Annotated in this window: 17 protein-coding genes; 10 read left to right on the top strand and 7 right to left on the bottom strand. The window is 63.6% G+C overall.

Translation table 11 applies throughout. The annotated features are described in order from the left end of the window. Positions 1 to 29: 29 nt before the first annotated feature. The 6 genes from ACNFBT_RS21930 (at position 30) to ACNFBT_RS21905 (ending at position 8277) form a co-directional block, all read left to right on the top strand. The gene (locus ACNFBT_RS21930) at positions 30 to 1883 is read left to right on the top strand and encodes a DUF1302 domain-containing protein (protein ID WP_416752845.1); all 1854 of its coding nucleotides are present in this window, start codon (positions 30 to 32) and stop codon (positions 1881 to 1883) included. Positions 1884 to 1909: 26 nt separating this feature from the next. Then, the gene (locus ACNFBT_RS21925) at positions 1910 to 3268 is read left to right on the top strand and encodes a DUF1329 domain-containing protein (RefSeq protein ID WP_416752844.1); all 1359 of its coding nucleotides are present in this window, start codon (positions 1910 to 1912) and stop codon (positions 3266 to 3268) included. Between the two features lie 343 nt (positions 3269 to 3611). After that, positions 3612 to 4517 (top strand): LysR family transcriptional regulator, encoded by a 906-nt coding sequence (locus tag ACNFBT_RS21920; RefSeq protein ID WP_416752843.1) that lies wholly within the window; start codon positions 3612 to 3614, stop codon positions 4515 to 4517. 120 nt (positions 4518 to 4637) lie between these two features. After that, complete coding sequence (locus ACNFBT_RS21915) at positions 4638 to 5831, top strand: M20 aminoacylase family protein (protein WP_416752842.1); 1194 nt, start codon at positions 4638 to 4640, stop codon at positions 5829 to 5831. Next, on the top strand, positions 5828 to 7099 hold the full coding sequence (locus ACNFBT_RS21910) for an MFS transporter (RefSeq protein ID WP_416752841.1): 1272 nt from the start codon (positions 5828 to 5830) through the stop codon (positions 7097 to 7099). The genes ACNFBT_RS21915 and ACNFBT_RS21910 overlap by 4 nt, the downstream gene beginning before the upstream one ends. Before the next feature lie 68 nt (positions 7100 to 7167). Next, positions 7168 to 8277 (top strand): M14 family metallopeptidase, encoded by a 1110-nt coding sequence (locus ACNFBT_RS21905; RefSeq protein ID WP_416752840.1) that lies wholly within the window; start codon positions 7168 to 7170, stop codon positions 8275 to 8277. 389 nt (positions 8278 to 8666) lie between these two features. On the opposite strand, the gene ACNFBT_RS21900 is transcribed toward ACNFBT_RS21905, so the two are convergent. Continuing rightward, positions 8667 to 9800, bottom strand: a complete 1134-nt coding sequence (locus ACNFBT_RS21900; protein WP_416752839.1) for a M20/M25/M40 family metallo-hydrolase — start codon at positions 9798 to 9800, stop codon at positions 8667 to 8669. Positions 9801 to 9824: 24 nt separating this feature from the next. Further along, positions 9825 to 10145 (bottom strand): hypothetical protein, encoded by a 321-nt coding sequence (locus ACNFBT_RS21895; protein WP_416752838.1) that lies wholly within the window; start codon positions 10143 to 10145, stop codon positions 9825 to 9827. Between the two features lie 808 nt (positions 10146 to 10953). Between ACNFBT_RS21895 and ACNFBT_RS21890 the strand changes: the two genes are divergently transcribed. From ACNFBT_RS21890 to ACNFBT_RS21875, 4 genes are all read left to right on the top strand, one after another. After that, complete coding sequence (locus ACNFBT_RS21890) at positions 10954 to 11796, top strand: sugar phosphate isomerase/epimerase family protein (protein ID WP_416752837.1); 843 nt, start codon at positions 10954 to 10956, stop codon at positions 11794 to 11796. Positions 11797 to 11814: 18 nt separating this feature from the next. Continuing rightward, complete coding sequence (locus ACNFBT_RS21885) at positions 11815 to 12858, top strand: isopenicillin N synthase family dioxygenase (RefSeq protein ID WP_416752836.1); 1044 nt, start codon at positions 11815 to 11817, stop codon at positions 12856 to 12858. Between the two features lie 33 nt (positions 12859 to 12891). Beyond that, the gene (locus tag ACNFBT_RS21880) at positions 12892 to 13701 is read left to right on the top strand and encodes an ABC transporter substrate-binding protein (RefSeq protein ID WP_416752835.1); all 810 of its coding nucleotides are present in this window, start codon (positions 12892 to 12894) and stop codon (positions 13699 to 13701) included. Between the two features lie 64 nt (positions 13702 to 13765). Further along, on the top strand, positions 13766 to 15322 hold the full coding sequence (locus ACNFBT_RS21875) for an amino acid ABC transporter permease/ATP-binding protein (RefSeq protein WP_416752834.1): 1557 nt from the start codon (positions 13766 to 13768) through the stop codon (positions 15320 to 15322). Between the two features lie 93 nt (positions 15323 to 15415). Here ACNFBT_RS21875 and ACNFBT_RS21870 read toward each other — a convergent pair whose 3' ends face one another. The 5 genes from ACNFBT_RS21870 to ACNFBT_RS21850 form a co-directional block, all read right to left on the bottom strand. After that, positions 15416 to 15703: a hypothetical protein gene (locus ACNFBT_RS21870; RefSeq protein ID WP_416752833.1), complete on the bottom strand. Its 288-nt coding sequence runs from the start codon at positions 15701 to 15703 to the stop codon at positions 15416 to 15418. A gap of 227 nt (positions 15704 to 15930) precedes the next feature. Continuing rightward, positions 15931 to 16944: an alpha/beta hydrolase gene (locus ACNFBT_RS21865; RefSeq protein ID WP_416752832.1), complete on the bottom strand. Its 1014-nt coding sequence runs from the start codon at positions 16942 to 16944 to the stop codon at positions 15931 to 15933. 32 nt (positions 16945 to 16976) lie between these two features. Continuing rightward, entirely contained in the window at positions 16977 to 17396 is a 420-nt protein-coding gene (locus tag ACNFBT_RS21860) for an organic hydroperoxide resistance protein (protein WP_416752831.1), read from the bottom strand. Positions 17397 to 17600: 204 nt separating this feature from the next. Beyond that, a complete protein-coding gene (locus tag ACNFBT_RS21855) occupies positions 17601 to 18002 on the bottom strand; it encodes a helix-turn-helix domain-containing protein (RefSeq protein WP_416752830.1) in 402 nt (133 codons plus the stop codon). Positions 18003 to 18166: 164 nt separating this feature from the next. Further along, positions 18167 to 18853, bottom strand: a complete 687-nt coding sequence (locus tag ACNFBT_RS21850) for a hydrolase (protein ID WP_416752829.1) — start codon at positions 18851 to 18853, stop codon at positions 18167 to 18169. Positions 18854 to 18856: the final 3 nt, after the last annotated feature.

The raw sequence follows: 18856 nt of genomic DNA, 5'->3' as shown, positions 1-18856 counted from the left end.
TGACCAGCACGATCCAGGCGGAGAGCAGCATGAGAAAAACAATAACCGGCGCCGCAGGCTTCAGGCCGCACGCGCTGGCGCTGGCTACCAGCATGGCCCTTGGCGGGGCATCTTCGGCTCAGGCAGTGAGCTTCAACGTGGGGGAAATCGAGGGTCGCTTCGACTCGACCCTGTCCATCGGCGCCAGCTGGGCGATGGACAGCCCGGACAAGAAATTCATCGGCACCCGCAACGGCGGTACGGCGTCCAGCCAGACCTCCGATGACGGTCGCCTGAGCTTCAAGAAGGGCGAGACCTTCTCCAAGATATTCAAGGGCCTGCACGACCTGGAGCTGAAATACGGGGACAGCGGCCTGTTCCTGCGCGGCAAGTACTGGTACGACTTCGAGCTCAAGGACGAACACCGTCCGCTCTACGACATCGACGACAGCGGGCGCGACACCGCCGCCCAGTCCTCCGGGGCCGAGCTGCTCGACGCGTTCCTCTACCACAACTACGACATCCGCGATCTGCCGGGCACCGTGCGCCTGGGTCGCCAGGTGGTGAGCTGGGGCGAGAGCACCTTCATCCAGAACGGCATCAACTCGATCAACCCGGCGGACGTTGCCGCGCTGCGCCGCCCTGGTTCCGAGGTGAAGGAAGCGCTGATCCCGGTGAGCATGCTGTATTTTAACCAGGGGCTCACCGACACCCTGTCCATGGAAGCCTTCTACCAGCTGGAGTGGGAGAAGACCGTGCCGGACAACTGCGGCACCTTCTTCGGCAGCGACGTGGCCGCCAAGGGCTGCGACATCAACATGGCGGTGAACGGCAGCGACTTCGACCGCGACATCGATGGCACCGGTATCAAGGGTGGCTACGGCTATGTGCCGCGCACCAAGGATCACGACGCTCGTGACGGCGGCCAGTTCGGCGTGGCGCTGCGCTGGATGGTTAACGACACCGAGTTCTCCGCCTACGCGATGAACTACCACAGCCGCACTCCCACCAGTAACTGGGTGGTGGGCAAGGGCGCGCTGGCCGACCCGGTGGGCGGCCTGATCGGGCAGGGCGGGCGCAGCACCGCGCGCTGGTACCTGGACTACCCCGAAGACATCCGCCTCTATGGCCTGGGCTTCAACACCACCTGGGGCAGTACCGCGGTGCAGGGAGAGATCAGCTATCGGCCGAACATGCCGTTGGGTATCAACTCCAGCGACGTTTCCGGCGCCGCCACCCTCGGATCGGCGGCGACAAGCCCGCTGGTCAACGGCGGCCTGCCGATCTTCTCCAGCGGCTGGGCGGATTCGAGCTACGGCTCGCTGATCCAAGGCTACAAGCGCATGCCCTATACCCAGGCGCAGATGACCTTCACCAACACTTTCGACCAGATCCCGCTGATCGCCGCCGAACGCCTGACCCTGGTCGGCGAGATCGGCTTCGGCCATATCGGCGATCTGGGCTCCACCGATGGTTCGGACCTGCGCTTCGGTCGCAGCAGTGTGTACGGCAACGGTGAACTGGCCAACGCCGGCTCCTCGTCCTTGCTGGGTCTGTCGGGCAACGCGCTGTGCGAGAAGGTGGTCAACACCGCCAATCCCAGCCAGTGCAACGACAAGGGCTTCTACACCCAGAACTCCTGGGGTTACCGGGTGCGCGCGGGGCTGGAATACAACGACCTGATCGGTGGCGTCTCGCTGCGCCCGAACCTGGCCTTCTCCCACGACGTGGAAGGCTACGGCCCGACCTTCAACGAGGGCGACAAGTCGGTCAGCGTCGGCGTCGATGCTGAGTACCTGAGCCGCTACACCGCCAGTATCAGTTACACCGATTACTTCGGTGGCGATTACAACGTCAACACCGACCGCGACTTCCTCGCCGTCAGCCTGGGCGTCAGCTTCTGATGCCTATCCGTCCCAGAGGTACAAGCATGAACAAAAAGCAATGGTTGCAGGCGAGCTGCCTGACGCTGAGTCTGCTCGCCGGCCAGGTCATGGCCGCGGTCGGTGCCGACCAGGCCGCGCGTCTGGGCAATGAACTCACCCCGATTGGCGCCGAGAAGGCTGGCAACGCCGACGGTGGTATCCCGGCCTGGACCGGTGGCCTGGCGCCGAACGCCGGCAAGGTCGATGCCGGTGGTTTCCTCGCCGATCCGTACGCGGCCGACAAACCGCTGTTCACCATCACCGCGCAGAATGCCAGCCAGTACAAGGACAAGCTCACGCCGGGCCAGCTGGCAATGTTCCAGCGCTTCCCCGAGAGCTACCGCATCCCGGTCTACCCGAGCCACCGAAGCACCAGCTACCCGCAGACCGTGATTGACGCGGCGAAGAAGAATGCCACCGCCACTTCGCTGGCCGCGGGTGGCAACGGGCTGACCAACTTCACCATGACCATTCCGTTCCCAATCCCGCAGAACGGACTGGAAGTAATCTGGAACCACGTCACCCGCTACCGCGGCAATGCAATGCTGCGCACCACCGCGCAGATGAACCCGCAGACCAACGGTGACTACACCATCAGCTACATGAAGGAGCAGTTCGCCTTCCCGTTCGGGCTCAAGGACTACGACCCGGCCAAGATGAACAACATCCTGTACTACTTCCGCCAGGAAATCCTTTCGCCGCCGCGCCGCGCGGGCAGCGTGATGCTGGTGCTGGAGACCATCGACCAGGTCAAGGAACCGCGCATGGCGTGGATGTACAACGCCGGCCAGCGCCGTGTGCGCCGTGCCCCGCAAGTGGGTTACGACAGCCCCGGCGCGGAAGGCATGCGCACCTACGACGACTTCGACATGTTCAACGGCGCACCGGATCGCTACGACTGGAAACTGCTGGGCAAGAAGGAGCTGTACATCCCGTACAACAGCTTCGCGCTCGACTCGCCGACGCTGAAATACGACGAAATCGTCAAACCTGGCCACCTGAATCCGGATCACACCCGCTACGAGCTGCATCGGGTGTGGCACGTAGTGGCGACCCTGAAGCCGGGCCAGCGCCATATCTACAGCAAGCGTGACCTGTACATCGACGAAGACAGCTGGCAGATCGCCGAGGCCGACGCCTACGACGGTCGCGGCAACCTCTGGCGCGTGTCCGAGGGCCATGCACGGCCATTCTATGACCAGCAGTTCACCTGGCTGACGGCGGAAACCCACTACGATGTGCTGTCGGGGCGCTATACGGTGTCCGGCCTGCGCAACGAGGAGAAGAGCAGCTACGACTTTGCCGTGCAGTCGAGCAGCAACGACTTCACCCCCAACGCCTTGCGCGCCACGGGCATCCGCTGACGGTGGGTTGCACTGGCGCTCACCGGCGCTCCTTGTGTTTACTCAGCGGCCTTCGGGCCGCTTTTTTTCGTCCTGGGGTTGGACGCTTTCCTTGGTAAGAGTGAGCTGGCCCGTGACCTGGGACGCGCGCCTTTTACGCCCTCTCCCTAGCCCTCTCCCTGAAGGGAGAGGGCTAGGGAGAGGGCGGGCCAGCGTTCTTCCAGATCATTCGCGAGCTCGCTCCTACAAAATAACGTTCGATGCGACCGGACAGTCCGCTCCCGTTTACCAACCGTTACTCACGCCGGCCTCGTTTTTGCTTTATGTTCGGACTCGTTACCGACCCCGAGCCGTCGTCCAAACCATGAAGTTGCATCAACTCCGCGCCATCGTCGCCATCTGCGAGAGCGGCAGCATCCAGGAAGCCTCGCGCCTGCTGCATATTTCCCAGCCCGCTCTGTCCAAGAGCATCAAGGAACTGGAGGCCGAGTTGGGCGTACCGCTGCTGGTACGCTCCAACCGCGGTATTACCGCCACCGAGTACGGCGAGCGCCTGGTGCGCCGCGCGCGCCTGGTGGTAGAGGAGGTGCGCCGTGCGCGGGACGAGATCGAGACCCTCAAGGGCGCCATGGACGGTCGAGTGGCTATTGGCGTGTCGCCGGTGACGCCCAGCCAGCAGTTCGCCACCTGTCTGCTGCGTTACCGCAAGCGCTACCCCAAGGTGCAATTGCAGATCAACGAGCTGCGTCCAGCCAAACTGCTTGAAGGCTTGCGTGAAGGTCAGCTGGACCTGGTGCTCACGTCGCAGCCGTCCTCGCGCAACGTCGACGGTTTTCACTGGCAGGAACTCTACGCCCAGCCCACCACGCTGGCAGTGCGCAAGGGGCATCCGTTGCGCCATGCGCGCTCGCTGCACGAACTGCTCGACGAGGAATGGCTGGTGCCCGATTCGCTGGATGTATCACTCGCCGGGCAGATGTTCGAGCAGTACCAGGTGCGCCATCCCGAACGCGTCATCGAGTGCGCCTCGGTGGTGCTCTATGCGGAGCTGGCGGCCAATACCGACGCGGTGAGCTTCTGGTCGCGGCGGGTGTTCGATCTGCCGATCGTGTCCAGCACCCTGGAAGCGCTGGACATCGCCGAGACCGTACCCGGCACCGATATTTCCCTGGTCTGCCGTCCGCCGGAGCTGATGACCCGCGAGGCGCAGACCCTGGTGGATGAACTGGTCTACGCCTTCAAGGGTCCGCACCTGCGCAAGGCCGACTGATCCTGGCTTGAGAGCAGGCGTCGATAACCAGCCTTGATAAGCATGCGTGAAGGTCATTATTCAGCATCGCGCGCGTGCGGCATCCTGCCGGCCACATCAGAACAATGAGCAGGATGCGGCATGAGTCAGCACCCCACGATAGAAAGGCTTGAGGCTAGCGCCGAGGACTTCTCCCGCATTCGCCGGGACCTTCATCAGTACCCTGAACTGGGCTTCGAGGAAGCGCGCACCAGTGCTATCGTCGCCGGTTACCTGCGTGAATGGGGCTATGAAGTTCATGAGGGCGTCGGCGGCACCGGCGTTGTCGGCGTGCTTCGTCAAGGCAATAGCGCGCGCAGTATCGGCATCCGCGCCGACATGGACGCGCTCCCTATCGATGAAGCCAGCGGCGTTCCTTATGCCAGCCAGCACGCAGGCCGCATGCACGCCTGCGGGCACGACGGCCACACCGCCATTCTGCTCTGCGCCGCCCGTGATCTGGCCGAGCAGCGGCAGTTCGACGGCACCCTCAACCTGATTTTCCAGCCCGCCGAGGAAACCCTGGGCGGCGCCGTGGCGATGATGGACGATGGCCTGTTCGAACGCTTCCCCTGTGACGCGGTGTACGCCCTGCACAATGCTCCTGGTCTGCCGGTGGGCTGTTTCCTGACCCGCGAGGGCGCGCTGTCCGCATCCTCCGACCGCGTGTCGATTCGCCTGACCGGCGTCGGTGGCCACGGCGCCATGCCGCACCTGACCAAAGACCCGATTGTCGCCGCCGCGGAGCTGGTGCTGGCGCTGCAAAGCATCGTTGCGCGCAACGTACCGTCCACCGAAGTGGCTGTGGTCAGCGTCGGAATGCTCAAGGCAGGGGAGGCGGCCAACGTCATTCCCGACCATGCCGACCTGCGCCTGAGCGTGCGGGCTACCAGGCCCGAAGTGCGTGAGCTGCTCAAGCGGCGCATCGGCGAAATCACCCGTGGCATTGCCGCCGTGCATGGCATGGAGCTGCAGTACAAATACGAGGAACTGGTGCCGGTACTGGTCAACACGCCAGAGGAAACCCACCTTGCACGCCAGGTACTGACCGAGCTGGTCGGTCCGCAGCGCCTGCTGTCCGAGATCCCTTCGGGCTTCCTCGGCAGCGAGGATTTCGCCTGGATGCTGGAGCGCCGCCCCGGATGCTACATCGCTCTGGGCAACGGCAACAGCGGCCCCAGCGGCTGCATGGTCCATAACCCCGGCTACGACTTCAACGACGCAGCCATTCCTTTCGGCGCGGCGCTCTGGGTGCGTCTGGTGGAGACTTCGCTGTCCAAAGGGGAGCAGGCATGAAACAGCGCACTGTAGTCCTCATCCTGCTGATGCTGGTGATGGTCATCAGCGTACTGGACAAGACCATCTTCGCCTTCGCCGGCGCGCAGATCATCGACGAACTGAAGCTCTCGCCCACCGAGTTCGGCTTCATCGGCAGCGCGTTCTTCTTCCTCTATTCCATCTCCGGGGTGCTGGTGGGCTTCCTCGCCAACCGCTTCCCGACGCGCTGGATCCTCGCCGGCATGTCGGTCGTGTGGATGGCCTCGCAGCTGCTGGTGGCGCTGTCCAGCGGCTTCGCCGCGCTGGTCGCCGGGCGCCTGTTGCTGGGCGCCGGCACCGGGCCGGGCACGGCGGTCACCCAGCACGCCTGCTTCAAGTGGTTCGGCCCGAAGGAGCGGGTGCTGCCCTCGGCGCTGATCCAGGTATCGATCATGCTCGGTGCCGTACTCGGCGCGCTGAGCCTGCCGCTGGCAATCCAGCACTTCGGCTGGCGCAACGCGTATTTTCTGCTGGCGCTGCTCGGGCTTGCCTGGCTGGCGGTCTGGCTGATCTTCGGCCGCGAAGGACAGCAGGCCGCGGAGGAGGGGCCGGACGCTTCGCTGCGCCTGCCCTATGGCCGCCTGCTGCTCAACCGCAGCTTCCTCTGGATCACGCTCATGGGGTTCCTCAGCTACCTGCCCACCGCGCTGGTTTACAGCTGGGTGCCGGTGTACCTGCAGAAGGGCCAGGGCATGACGCCGATGCAGTCGGGCTATACGGTGATGGTGGTGACGGTCGGGGTGATCTTCGGCAACCTGCTGATCTCCACACTGTCGCAGCGCGCGATGAAGCGCGGTGCTCCGGTCCAGCGCGCCATGGTCCTGCCGCCGATGATCTGCGCGGCGTTGGCCGGCCTGGCTTTCTGTGCGCTGAATCTGCTGCACGGTGAGCGTGTGGCGATTCTGCTGTTGTACGGTATTGGCGCCATCCTGGTGAACTTCCTGCCGACTTTCTGCAACACCCTCGTCGCCTATATCGCGCCGGCTGCGCAGCGCGGATCGATGCTGGCCATCCACATCGGTGGCATGACCAGCGCCGGCATGCTTGCGCCGTGGATCGTCGGTCAACTGGTGGAACTGCGCGGCGGCGACATCGCCCTTGGCTTCGAAGCCGCGTTGGGTCTGTTCGGAGCGATCACCATGGTCTGTGCCGTCCTCGGCTGCCGGATCATTCATCCCGAGCGCACCCGCCAATCGTTGCAGGGCGGCCGCAGCGAAGCGCCGCCCGGCGCCGTCCGCCACGCCTGACCTTTCCCGGCGGGCCCGCGCACTGGGCCCGCCATTCCCTGACTCGAACCCGATCATCCGGAGCGATGATGAATCCGTCTGCCTGTTTTTCCCAGAGCTACGCTGAGGCGCGTGGCAAATTCCTTGCCGCCTGCCTGTCGGCCGGCCTGGTCGTCGAATCCTACCGTCACCCGCTGCCAGGGCGCGATGGCGAGCCTTTGGCGCTGGACGTGGCGCGAAACGGCCCGCTGGATGCCAGCAAAGTACTGATCATCAGCAGTGGCTGCCACGGTGTGGAGGGGTTCTGCGGCTCGGCGGTGCAAATTGCGCTGCTCAGCGATCCCGACTGGCTGGAGGCATGCGCCGAGGCCAACTGCGCAGTGCTGTATCTGCACGCCGCCAACCCGTACGGATTCTCCTGGTGGCGACGCTGGACCCACGAGAACGTCGACCTCAACCGCAACTTCCGCGACTTCTCCCAGCCGCGCCAGCGTAACCAGGCTTACGCGACACTGGACCCGATCCTGATTCCGCGTCGTTGGCCGTCCTTCGGCAGTCAACTGCGCCTGCTGCACTACGCCCTGCGTCATGGTCGCAAACAACTGCAGGCGGCCATCGCCAGCGGCCAGGACAGCCACCCCAATGGCCTGTTCTACATGGGCTCGCAACCGACCTGGAGCAATCAGACGGTGCGTCAGGTGTTGCGTAAGCACGCGCGGGACTGCGCGCGGATCGGCTGGATTGACCTGCACACTGGGCTTGGCCCCAAGGGCCACGGTGAGCGCATCTACGTCGGTGACTACGCTGCCCAGTCCATGGCGCGTACACGGCGCTGGTGGGGCCCGGAGGTGACCTCGTCGCGGGACGGGGAGTCGGTGTCGGTGCCACTGACCGGCCAGATGATCCTCGCGGCCGCCAGCGAATGTCCGCAGGCGGAACTGACCGCCATCACTCTGGAGTACGGCACGCTGCCGGGGCTCAAGGTGCTCAAGGCCCTGCGCGCGGAGCAATGGCTGAACAACAATCCGGGCGTGCCGCAGGAAAAGGCTCTGCGTATCCATCGCCAGCTGCGCGATGCCTTCTACGTCGATGAAGACGGCTGGAAGCATCAGGTCCTGGAGCAAGCCGCCGAAGCCGCGCGGCAAGGATTGGCGGGGTTGTGCGAGGCCAATTCCCGGCTGGCATGCGCATCCCGCTAGTATTCGGATCGTTCGGATGTACCTGGAGCGTCAGGGGAATCGCCTGGAGCCGTTGGCAGTTTTCCAGGCGACCTCGATCAGTGGCGGATGACACCGCTGAAACGGACCGGAATCGTTTCGTGTGCCAACGAAGTCTGGTCCTCTCATGACGCTGCAACTGGATATCTGCGGCTGCGCGGTATCGGGGAGACCTGACACTCAGGGGGCTCCACTTGCGTTTCCAGTCATGCAGTCGTTGATCAATGACGTGGTCACCCTTGAAACGTTTGTGGTGCAGGCCATGCCGCGCGCCCAGCGGAGGGACAGCACCTGGCTGCCACGGCCGTTTCTGGATGGCGATCGAGGCACCGGGAGAGCAGGATCATCTGCGCGACGACGAGGCCTGCCGCTTACTGCTGCGCTTCCATGAGGCGATAGTAGAACCCGGCCATCAGGACGAGGTTGCTCACGCTGATTCGCTCGTTGGCGCCGTGGATGCCGGCAATTTCCGATACCGCTAATTGTCTCGGCGCGAAGCGGAAGACCTGTTCGGCCAAGCCCAGGTAGTGCCGGGAGTCGGTGGCGGCAGCGGTCAGATTCGGGATCACCGCCGTATTGGCAAAGCTCTGGCGAATGGTTTTCTCCAGAAGGCTAAAGGCTTCGCTGTCGGTGCTGCTGATGGTCGAGGGTTCCCAGCCGCCGGGCAGCTGTTGCACTTCCACCGGCAGGTTGCCGATCGCCAGGCGAAGATGCTCCAGGGCGGAAGCCTGGGTGTCGCGCGGATGGATGCGCAGGTTCAGCACGGCCTCGGCGCTGGGCGGCAGCACGTTGTCCTTCACGCCGCCCTGGATGATGGTCGGTGCGACAGTGGTGTGCATCTGGGTGGCGAATTCCTTGCTGTTGCCCAGGAGGTGGCGGGTCAGCGGCGCGAACAACCACTGGTTGGCGAACACCACGCGCGGCACTCCTTTCTGATAAGGGGCCAGCGCCATCAAGGTCTGTTCCACCGTGTCGTCCAGGCTCAGCGCGAAGGGATGCGCGCCAACCCGGTTCACGGCTTCGGTGAGCTGCCCGATAGCGGTCTGCGCAAAGGCCGGCGGCGCGGAAGAGTGGCCGCCGAGCGCCTTGGCGGTCAGCCTGACGCTCATATAGCCCTTTTCCGCGATGCCGACGAAGGCGGTATTCCGGGACATGCCGGGAACCATACCCTGGCCGACGAATCCGCCTTCGTCCAGCACCCAGGCCAGGCGCACGTTGCGCTGGCGGAGCAGTTCGGCGATGCGCTGATTACCTTGATGGCCGCCGGTCTCCTCATCGTGACCAAATGCCAGCAGGATGCCGCGTTCAGGCTGGAATCCCTTGGCCAGCAGGGCTTCGGTGGCCTCGAGGATCGCGACCATCGGCGACTTGTCGTCCAGTGCGCCACGCCCCCAGACGTAACCATCGCTGATGGCGCCGGAGAAGGGCGGCTGCAGCCAGTCCTTCTCGCTGCCTGGAACGACCGGGACGACGTCGGCATGGGCCATCAGCAGGACAGGGGGCAATTTCGTATCGCGGCCGACCCAGGTTTACAGGAGGCTATCGCCGACGGACTCTCGTCGCAGCTTCGCCGCCACATGGGGATAGCTTTGCGCTATCCATTGATGGAGGCCCGCAAAGGCCCGGTGGGTGTCCTGGCGTGCCTGTTCGTCGGATCCTTCCTCATGGGAAATGGTCGCGAAGCGTATGGCTTCCCCCAGATGGCGGGCGATGATCTTGCTATCCAGTTCCGCTGGCACGGCTTGGACCGGCTCCACGGTGGCTGGGGCGTGTAGGGAAAAAGTGCGCCAGGCAATCGCCAGGAGTAATGAGCCGAAGACTGCGGCCAACGCGCGTAACCAGGTTTTCATCCGTCCATCCTTTCTTGTGTCGCGCCAATGCTGGGCGCTCTGTTGTGCGGGATGGGCGGCAATCCTATCGGTCAGTGCCCAGGCTTGGGCACTGAGAGTTTCTTATCGTGATAACCGGATGTGCGTTGTGTTTACGCCTGATGCGGGAGTGTCGAACGTCCGCTCCTGGCCGGCTTGCGGCCTCTCTCGAACAGTTGAAGAAAAGGCTGTGCCGGCCAGGAGTTCCCCCACCTTGGGCATCGGCTCTAACGGCACAGCCGATGGGCGAGCCGTCGAGCGATGTTTCCCTTACCGAGGCGCAGCGCCTCTTGCCTTGCGGGGCTCGCCGCTACGAAGAGCCACGACCTAGAGCGCCTGCTCGTCGTTGCTTTTGTCTGAGCGAATTTCCCACGCCATACGACGAAAATTACTTCAGAAAAGTCTGAAGTAATTATTTGCATCGAGCTATTTTTCCTATCGCATCAAGCTGCGACAACTGCACCCACGCCAGGCCGCAGAGGCCTTGGTGTACGCGGATCGGAGCGCGTGAAAAGCTCCGGCCGTGCTGCTGTTCCTTACTGCCAAAGCCCGTCGCTAACACGCCAGGCACACAACAACAATCGGCGAGTACAGATCCGCGAAACAGCGGTCTGTCAGAGGAATACCACCGTGTCCATGCTTGCGCATTTCTCCCGTTCGACATCCTCCCCAACGTCCGCCGATTCGATTCGCCGCCTGACGCTCTCAGCCGTCGCGCCCGTGCGCTGAACCTCCCGCCGAATTCTTCGCCGTGCCTGACGGCGCGGTTCACGCTGCCCGGAGTTCGTTCATGCGACTCGAGATCTTCCGTACCCTGTGGGGCTACACCCAAGGCTGGCCGCAGGCCATCGCCGAACTGCGCGAAGCCGGTTTCGACGGCCTGGAAGCGCGCCTGCCCCTCGATCCCGCCATTCGTGCCGAGTACGCACGGCTGCTGGCCGCGGAGGGGGTGCCCTACATCGCGACCCTGTTCACCGCCCATGACGTGCTGCCCGATCAGTCGGCCAGTCCGCAGGTGCACCTCGACGACCTGCAGCGCAAGCTGGGCTGCGCCGCCGAGCTGTCGCCGCGCCTGGTCAACACCCTGGCCGGCAACGACCGTTGGCCGCTGGCCGCGCAGGTCGACTTCTTCGGCCGCGCCCTGGAACTGGCCGCCGCGCAGGAACTGACCTGCCTTTTCGAGATTCACCGCGCCCGCTCGCTGTACAGCCCCTGGGTGACCCTGGAGCTGATCCGGCAGCTGCCCGAGCTGCGCTTCACCACCGACATCAGCCACTGGGTGGTGGTCTGCGAGCGCCTGCTCGACGACCCTGCCGACGACCTCACACCCTTCGTCGAGCGCGTGCAGCACATCCAGGCCCGCGTCGGCTACGACCAGGGCCCGCAGGTGCCGCACCCCGGCGCGCCGGAATACGCCAACGCGCTGGCCTTCCACCAGAAGCACTGGGAAGCGGTATGGCGCGCCCAGCAGGCTCGCGGCCAGCAGGTCACGACCCTGACCCCGGAATTCGGCCCGGACGGCTATCTGCATCACCTGCCGTTCACCAATGCCCCGATTGCCGATCTATGGGCGCTGAACCGCTGGATGGCTCAGGAAGAGCGCCGTCACTTCCAGCGTTTCCTCGAATCCTGAGCTCTGGAGCCATCGATCATGCAGGCGCAAGCGAGCACGGCCTTCACCTCCATTCCCGTCGTCGACATCGGCGGACTGTTCAGCGAGCGTCTGGAAGATCGCCAGGCGGTGGCCGCCGAGCTGGGCAAGGCGGCTCGTGAAGTGGGCTTCCTCTACATCCGCAACCACGGCCTCGACCCGAAGCTGATCGAGGGTCTGCAAGCCGCCGCGCGGAGCTACTTCGCCCAGCCGCTGGAAGCCAAGATGCGTCACTACATCGGCCTCTCGCAGAGCCACAAGGGCTTCGTCCCGGAAGGCGAGGAGGTCTATGCCAAGGGCAAGCCGGACCACAAGGAAGCCTTCGACGTCGGCTTCGAAGTGGCTGCCGACGATCCGCTGGTGCTGGCCGGGACGCCCTTGCTCGGGCCCAACCGCTGGCCGGAGATCCCCGGCTTCCAGCTGCAGGTGAGCGCCTACTACAAGGCCGTGTTCGCCCTCGGCCGCAAGCTGTTCGACGGCTTCGCCCTGGCCCTGGGCCTGGACGAGGGCTACTTCGACCCGCTGGTGAGCCGGCCGCCGTCGAAACTGCGCCTGATCCATTACCCCTTCGATGGCGAAGCGCAGGATGCACCGGGGATCGGAGCACATACCGATTACGAGTGCTTCACTATTCTGTATGCCACCGAACCGGGACTGGAAGTGATGAACGAAGACGGTGAGTGGATCGACGCGCCGCCGGTGCCGGGCGCCTTCGTGGTGAACATTGGCGACATGCTGGAGGTGATGACCAACGGCGCCTTCGTCGCCACCGCCCACCGCGTGCGCACGGTACGTGAGGAGCGCTACTCGTTCCCGCTGTTCTACGCCTGCGACTACCACACGCAGATCCGTCCGCTGCCGCAGTTCGACAACGGCGGTCAGGAGTACGAAACCATCGCCATCGGCGAGCACATGTGGAGCCAGGCGCTGCAGACCTACAGCTACCTGCGCCGCAAGGTCGCCGACGGTGAGCTGGCACTGCCGGAGCGGGCGCGCAAGCCGTCCAGCTTCGGCCACCTGAAAAAACAGACGCAGCCTTCTTAAGCCGCGCATAAACCCTCGACTGGAGCAATCACGATGCTGAAAACCACCCGCACCCTCCTGGCCGCAGCCGTTGTCGGCGCCACCCTGTTGGGAACCCTGCAGTCCGCCAGTGCCGCCGTGACCAGCACGCCGGGGCAGTTCAAGGTCGGCATGGAAATCACCTATCCGCCCTTCGAGTCCTATGACGGCGACAAGGTGGTGGGTTCCGACCCCGAGCTGGCCGAACTGCTGGCCAAGCACATGGACCTCAAGGCGAGCTTCGTGAACACCAAGTTCTCCGGGCTGATCCTGGGCCTGAACGCCGGCCACTTCGACGCGGTGATCTCCGGCATGTACGTCACCCCCGAGCGCGCCGCCCAGGCCATGGCGATTCCCTACGCGCAGACCGGCGCAGCCATCATGGTCCCGGCCGACGGCAAGGAGCGCCCGCTGAAGCCTGAAGACCTCTGCGGCATGAAGATCGGCCTGGAGAAGGGCACCACCTGGGTGCCGAAGTTCGAGGAGCTGTCCAAGACCTACTGCGTACCCAACGGCAAGGGTGCCATCAGCGTGAGCGAATACCCGTCCGCGCCCGAAGTGACCCAGGCGCTGCTGTCGAAGAACGTCCAGGCTCAGGTGGAGATCTCCGGCGCCGCGCACATGATCGCCGAGCGTTCCAAGGGCCGCGTGGTGGTCAGCTCCACCGAGCTGATCTACAAGCAGACCCTCGGCATGTATGTGAAGAAGGGCAATCAGGAGCTGTACGACGCACTCAAGACCGCCTTCCAGAAGACCAAGGACAGCGGCGAATTCGCTGCCCTGCTGAAGAAGTACGCTCTCGAAGAAGCTCCGGCGACCGAGTGATTCCGCTTTAACGCAACATGAAAGACGGGCTGGCCTCGCGCCAGCCCCGTTCGCCGAGGTGCCCATGCAATTCGACTGGTCCTACTTCTTCTCCCTTTTCTCCTTGCCGGATTTCTGGAAGGCCTGCGTCACGGTGATTGAGCTGAGCACCCTGACCTGGCTGATCGGCATGGTCCTGGGCTTCCTCCTCGCCTGTGCCAAGCTCTCCGGCTCGCGCTGGCTGCGCGCGCCGACGGCGCTGTACATCTGGTTCTTCCGCAGCGTGCCGCTGCTGGTGCTGGTGGTCTTCGTCTACAACCTGCCGCAACTCTTCCCGGCCAGCGGCGCGCTGCTGTCCGATCCGTTCATTTCCGGTCTGCTCGCCCTGGTGCTGACCGAAGCCGCGTACATGGCCGAGATCCATCGCGGTGGCCTGATCTCCGTGGCCAAGGGCCAGAAGGAAGCCGGTCGCGCCCTGGCCATGGGCGGCATCGGCATCCAGCGCCTGATCGTCATCCCGCAGGCGTTCCGCATCTCGCTGCCGACCCTGATCAACGAGTACGTCACCGTGGTCAAGCTGACCTCGCTGGTCTCGGTGATCTCCCTCACCGAGCTGCTGCAGGTCGGCGAGCGCCTCTACGCGCAGAACTTCCTGGTGATGGAAACCCTGTCGGCGGTGGCCATCTACTACGTGCTGATCGTCACCCTGTTCGGTTGGGCGCTGCAGTACCTGGAGCACCGCCTGGACCTCAACGCCCGCAAGCCGGAAACCCTGACCACCGAGCAACTGGAGCGCCTGCGCAAGAACCTCCCGGCGACCCCGGTGGCCGGCCGCGAGGCCGCTCCAGCCGGTGCGCCGCCTGCGCTGCAGCTCAAGGGCATCCGCAAGAGCTACGGCAAGCACGAGGTGCTCAAAGGCGTCGACCTGCGCGTGGGCAACGGCGAGGTGGTGTCGATCATCGGTCCGTCCGGCTCCGGCAAGACCTCGCTGATCCGTACCGTCAACGGCCTGGAAGGCATCGACGGCGGCGCCACCGAGCTGTTCGGCAAGGCCTACATCGAGGCCGGCAAACCCAATCCGGCGCGCCTGCGCGAAGGCGTGCAGCACATTGGCATGGTGTTCCAGAACTTCAACCTGTTCCCGCACCGCACCATCCTCGACAACGTCACCCTGGCGCCGCGATTCCACGGTCAGGCCGGGCGCGACATCTGCGAGCAGAAGGCCCTGGCGCTGCTGGACAAGGTCGGCCTGTTGGCCCATGCGAACAAGTACCCGCACCAGCTCTCCGGTGGCCAGCAGCAGCGCGTGGCCATCGCCCGTGCCCTGGCCATGGCGCCGGCGATCATGTTGTTCGATGAGCCGACCTCGGCGCTGGACCCGGAGCTGGTGGGCGATGTGCTCAACGTGATCCGCGACCTGGCAAAGGAAGGCATGACCATGGTGATCGTCACTCACGAGATGGACTTCGCCATGTCGATTTCCGACCGGGTGATCTTCATGGAGCACGGCCAGGTGCAGGTCGACGCCGCACCGGCGAGCATCCGCACTGGCGAATGCGGCGAGCGGGTGATGCGCTTCATCGGCCTGGAGCGCCAGGCCGAGCAGGACGAGGCGCAGCGCCGGGCGTTCCTCGCCGGCTAACGTCCAAAGACCAGGCGGCGCGCAGGAGCGCCGCCAGGAAATCCTTCCCCGGAGGGAACAAAGGCCCGGCGCGGTATGCGCCGGGCCTTTTGCTTATTGCAGGTTGCCAGCCACCGCGATGGTCTGCGCGGTGATGCAGTTCGACTCCGACGAGCAGCACAGGTACACCGCGTCCACCGCATCCTGGGCGGCGTCGGGGCGGCGAAGAATGCGCAACGGCGCGGTCATGTGGCAGTCGAGGATGGCGTACCACGGCTCTCCAGTGATCTTCAGCATCACGTCGTCCGAGGTGCAGCCGGCATTGTTGACGGGGATGCCAATTCCGTCGAAGGCGTCCACCGTTGCCTTGATGTAGCGCCCGGCGAAGTCAGGGGCGGTCACGTCTCCGCGACAGTGGTGCCTCTGGCTGCGCGTTTGCCCCTTGTTGTCGATGCCCGTTTGGGATCGGATGCTGCCGCTGCCCGAGGTCTGCTATCGATCCATAGGTGCCCTTGGCTGAGGGCTGCTAACGTTACACCGGGAACGAAAAAGCCCGCTGTTTAGCGGGCTTTTTCGTTCCCGGCGGTGATTACCAGTTAATGGCATACATCTCCGGTCTTGAGTGAGGGTCACTTCAAATGAACCTTCAGCTCTTCGGAAGCCTGCAGCATTGCAGAGCGTACCGCCGGAACCTGGCTGACCACGTTCAGCAAGCCGTAGTCATGGATCATGCCGTTGTAGCGCACCGCAGTGACCGGCACGCCGGCCTGGTCCAGTTTGCGAGCGTAGGCTTCCCCTTCGTCACGCAGCACATCGGCACTCGCGGTCTGGACGAGCGCTGGCGGCAGGCCTTTCAACTGCTCAGTGGTAGCGCGCAGCGGCGAGGCGTAGATCTCGGCACGTTGCTTGGGGTCGGTGGTGTAGTTGTCCCAGAACCACTTCATCATGTTCCTGGTGAGGAAGTGCCCCTCAGCGTACTGGTTGTACGACGCTGTCTCGAAGTTGGCGTCGGTCACTGGCCACAGCAGCACCTGGTACTTAATGGCCGGGGTACCTTTGTCCTTGGCCATCAGACTGACCACGGCTGCCATGTTGCCGCCGACGCTGTTGCCCGCTACCGCCAGGCGTTTACCGTCTACATTGATTTCCTTGCCGTGCTCGGCCACCCATCGAGTTGCCCCGTAGGCCTGGTTGATCGCCGTCGGGTAGTGCGATTCAGGGGACGGGGTGTAATTGACGAACACCGCCACCGCCCCGGACCCAACGACCAGATCGCGCACCAGGCGCTCATGGGTCGGGAAGTCGCCGAGCACCCAGCCACCGCCGTGGAAGTACATGAACACAGGCAAGGTCCCCTTCACACCCGCCGGACGCACGATGGTCAAGCTGATGTCCTGGCCGTCGACGGTGATGATCTTCTCGCTGACATCCGCCTTGGGCAGTGTCAGTTTTACCCCGGCCTGAGCGCCGGTCAGTACCGCGCGGGCGTCCTTCGGCGAAAGCTGCTCGATGGGTTTACCACTGCCTGAATTCAGTGCATCGAGGAATGCCTGGGTGTTGTGTTCGACGCCAGAGTCAGCGAATGCGTTACCGATCGACAAGGCAAGGAGCGAGCCAACGAGTGTTTGGGTCAAAACGTTCATTTCATATCTCCTGTTTCTGGTGAGGCGGGAAGTCAGACGGTGACGTGCAGGCGGACATCGACGTTGCCACGGGTTGCGTTGGAGTACGGGCACACGTGGTGGGCCGCTTCCACCAACGCTTGTGCATCGGCTTGCTCCAGGCCTGGCAGGTTGATGTTCAGGTCGATATCCAGGCCAAAGCCGCCTGGGATCTGGCCAATGCCGACCTGCGCAGTGATCGAGGCGTCGGCTGGAATGCTGCGTTTGCGCTGGCCGGCGACGAACTTCAGTGCACCGATGAAGCAGGCCGAGTAACCCGCGGCGAACAGTTGCTCAGGGTTGGTGGCATCACCACCGGCACCGCCCAATTCCTTCGGAGTGGCCAATTTCACGTCGAGGTGCTTGTCGCTGGAGATGGCTCGGCCATCACGACCACCGGTTGCGGTTGCGACTGCGGTGTAGAGAACTTTCATGGCTTTCCTCACTTTTGAATTTCTTTGGGGGTTCTGTTGGCGATTTAAATTTTTGCGCGCTAATAATGCACAGCTAGTCACTGCTCAATAAGTTTGCGCGCAAGCTAATTAGAGGGTCGTCTGTAGCTGTAACAAATTGATTTTCAAGGGGGTTACACCTCAGTCCGCTTGGGCTCGCCCGCGCCTTGATGGTGCCTTACCGTCTCAAGCAATGAGCGGCATCGGGCAGATTGCTTGTTGCTGCCAAGCCTTCGGTGTCATGCCTTCAGCCTTCACGAATGTGCGGCAGAAGTGAGATTGATCGCAGAAGCCGCATTCCAGTGCGATTTCTGCGAGCAACATCGTGGAAGTCTTCAATAGCTCCCTGCTCTTCATCACCCGCTGTTCACGCAACCATTGTTGCGGTGACATCCGGGTACTTTCCTTGAACATGCGTGAGAAGTGACTGCGCGACAATGCGCACGCTTTGGCGATTTCAGTCACCGATATGCAGGTATCCAGCCTCTCCAGCATCAGCTGTTTGGCCGTTCTCAACTGCCAGGATTTGAGCTGCCCTGTCGAAGCCAGTGTCAGCGTCGCCAGCACGGTAGAGTTGTCCTTGTTCATACACACCCATTAATCCAGGTAGCAGGATGCGAGCGTCTGACGCGAACAGCGCTGGGCGCTGGAGATCCCCAGAGGTTCCAGGCCAGGCTCGTTGATTCGGATCAGCCGACTGCGCACCCTTCGCACGTCAGTGAACAGCCCCCAGGGCAGGGGCTGGCGATGGCTCAGACAGATGCAGCGACAGGCGCCAAGGTGGGGCCATGCTGAACGCGCTCAGGCGCCTTGTGCACCATGGTGTAGGCGTAGTCGACGCCCATGCCATAGGCACCGGAATGTTCCTTGACCAGCTCCATCACGGCGTCGTAGGTGTCGCGGTTCTTCCAGTCCCGCTGCCATTCCAGCAGCACCTGCTGCCAGGTCACCGGTACCACGCCGGCCTGGATCATGCGCTGCATGGCGTAATCGTGGGCTTCCTTGGTGGTGCCGCCGGAGGCGTCCGCGACCATGTAGATTTCATAGCCGGCATCGTTCATTGCCGACAGGGCGAAGGTGGCGTTGCAGACCTCGGTCCACAAGCCGGAGACGATGATCTTGTTGCGGCCATTTCGCTTGAGTGCGTCACGCACCTTCTGGTCATCCCAGGAGTTCATCGAGGTGCGCTCCAGCAGCGGGGCGTCCGGGAACACAGCGAGCAGCTCGGGGTAGGTGTGGCCTGAGAAGCTTTGTGTCTCGACCGTGGTGAAGGTGGTGGGGATATTGAAAATCTTCGCGGCCTTGGCCAGGCCAACGGTGTTGTTCTTCAGCGTTTGCCGGTCGATGCTCTGAACGCCGAAGGCCATCTGCGGCTGCTGATCGATGAAGATCAGTTGGCTGTTGAGCGGGGTCAGGACTTCAGTCTTAGGATTGCTCATTGT

It is taken from the genome of Pseudomonas sp. NY15181 (genome assembly GCF_048068055.1).
Taxonomy (GTDB): domain Bacteria; phylum Pseudomonadota; class Gammaproteobacteria; order Pseudomonadales; family Pseudomonadaceae; genus Pseudomonas.
Note: the sequence above shows the minus strand (reverse complement) of the source record. Positions and strands in the feature narration are given on the sequence as shown.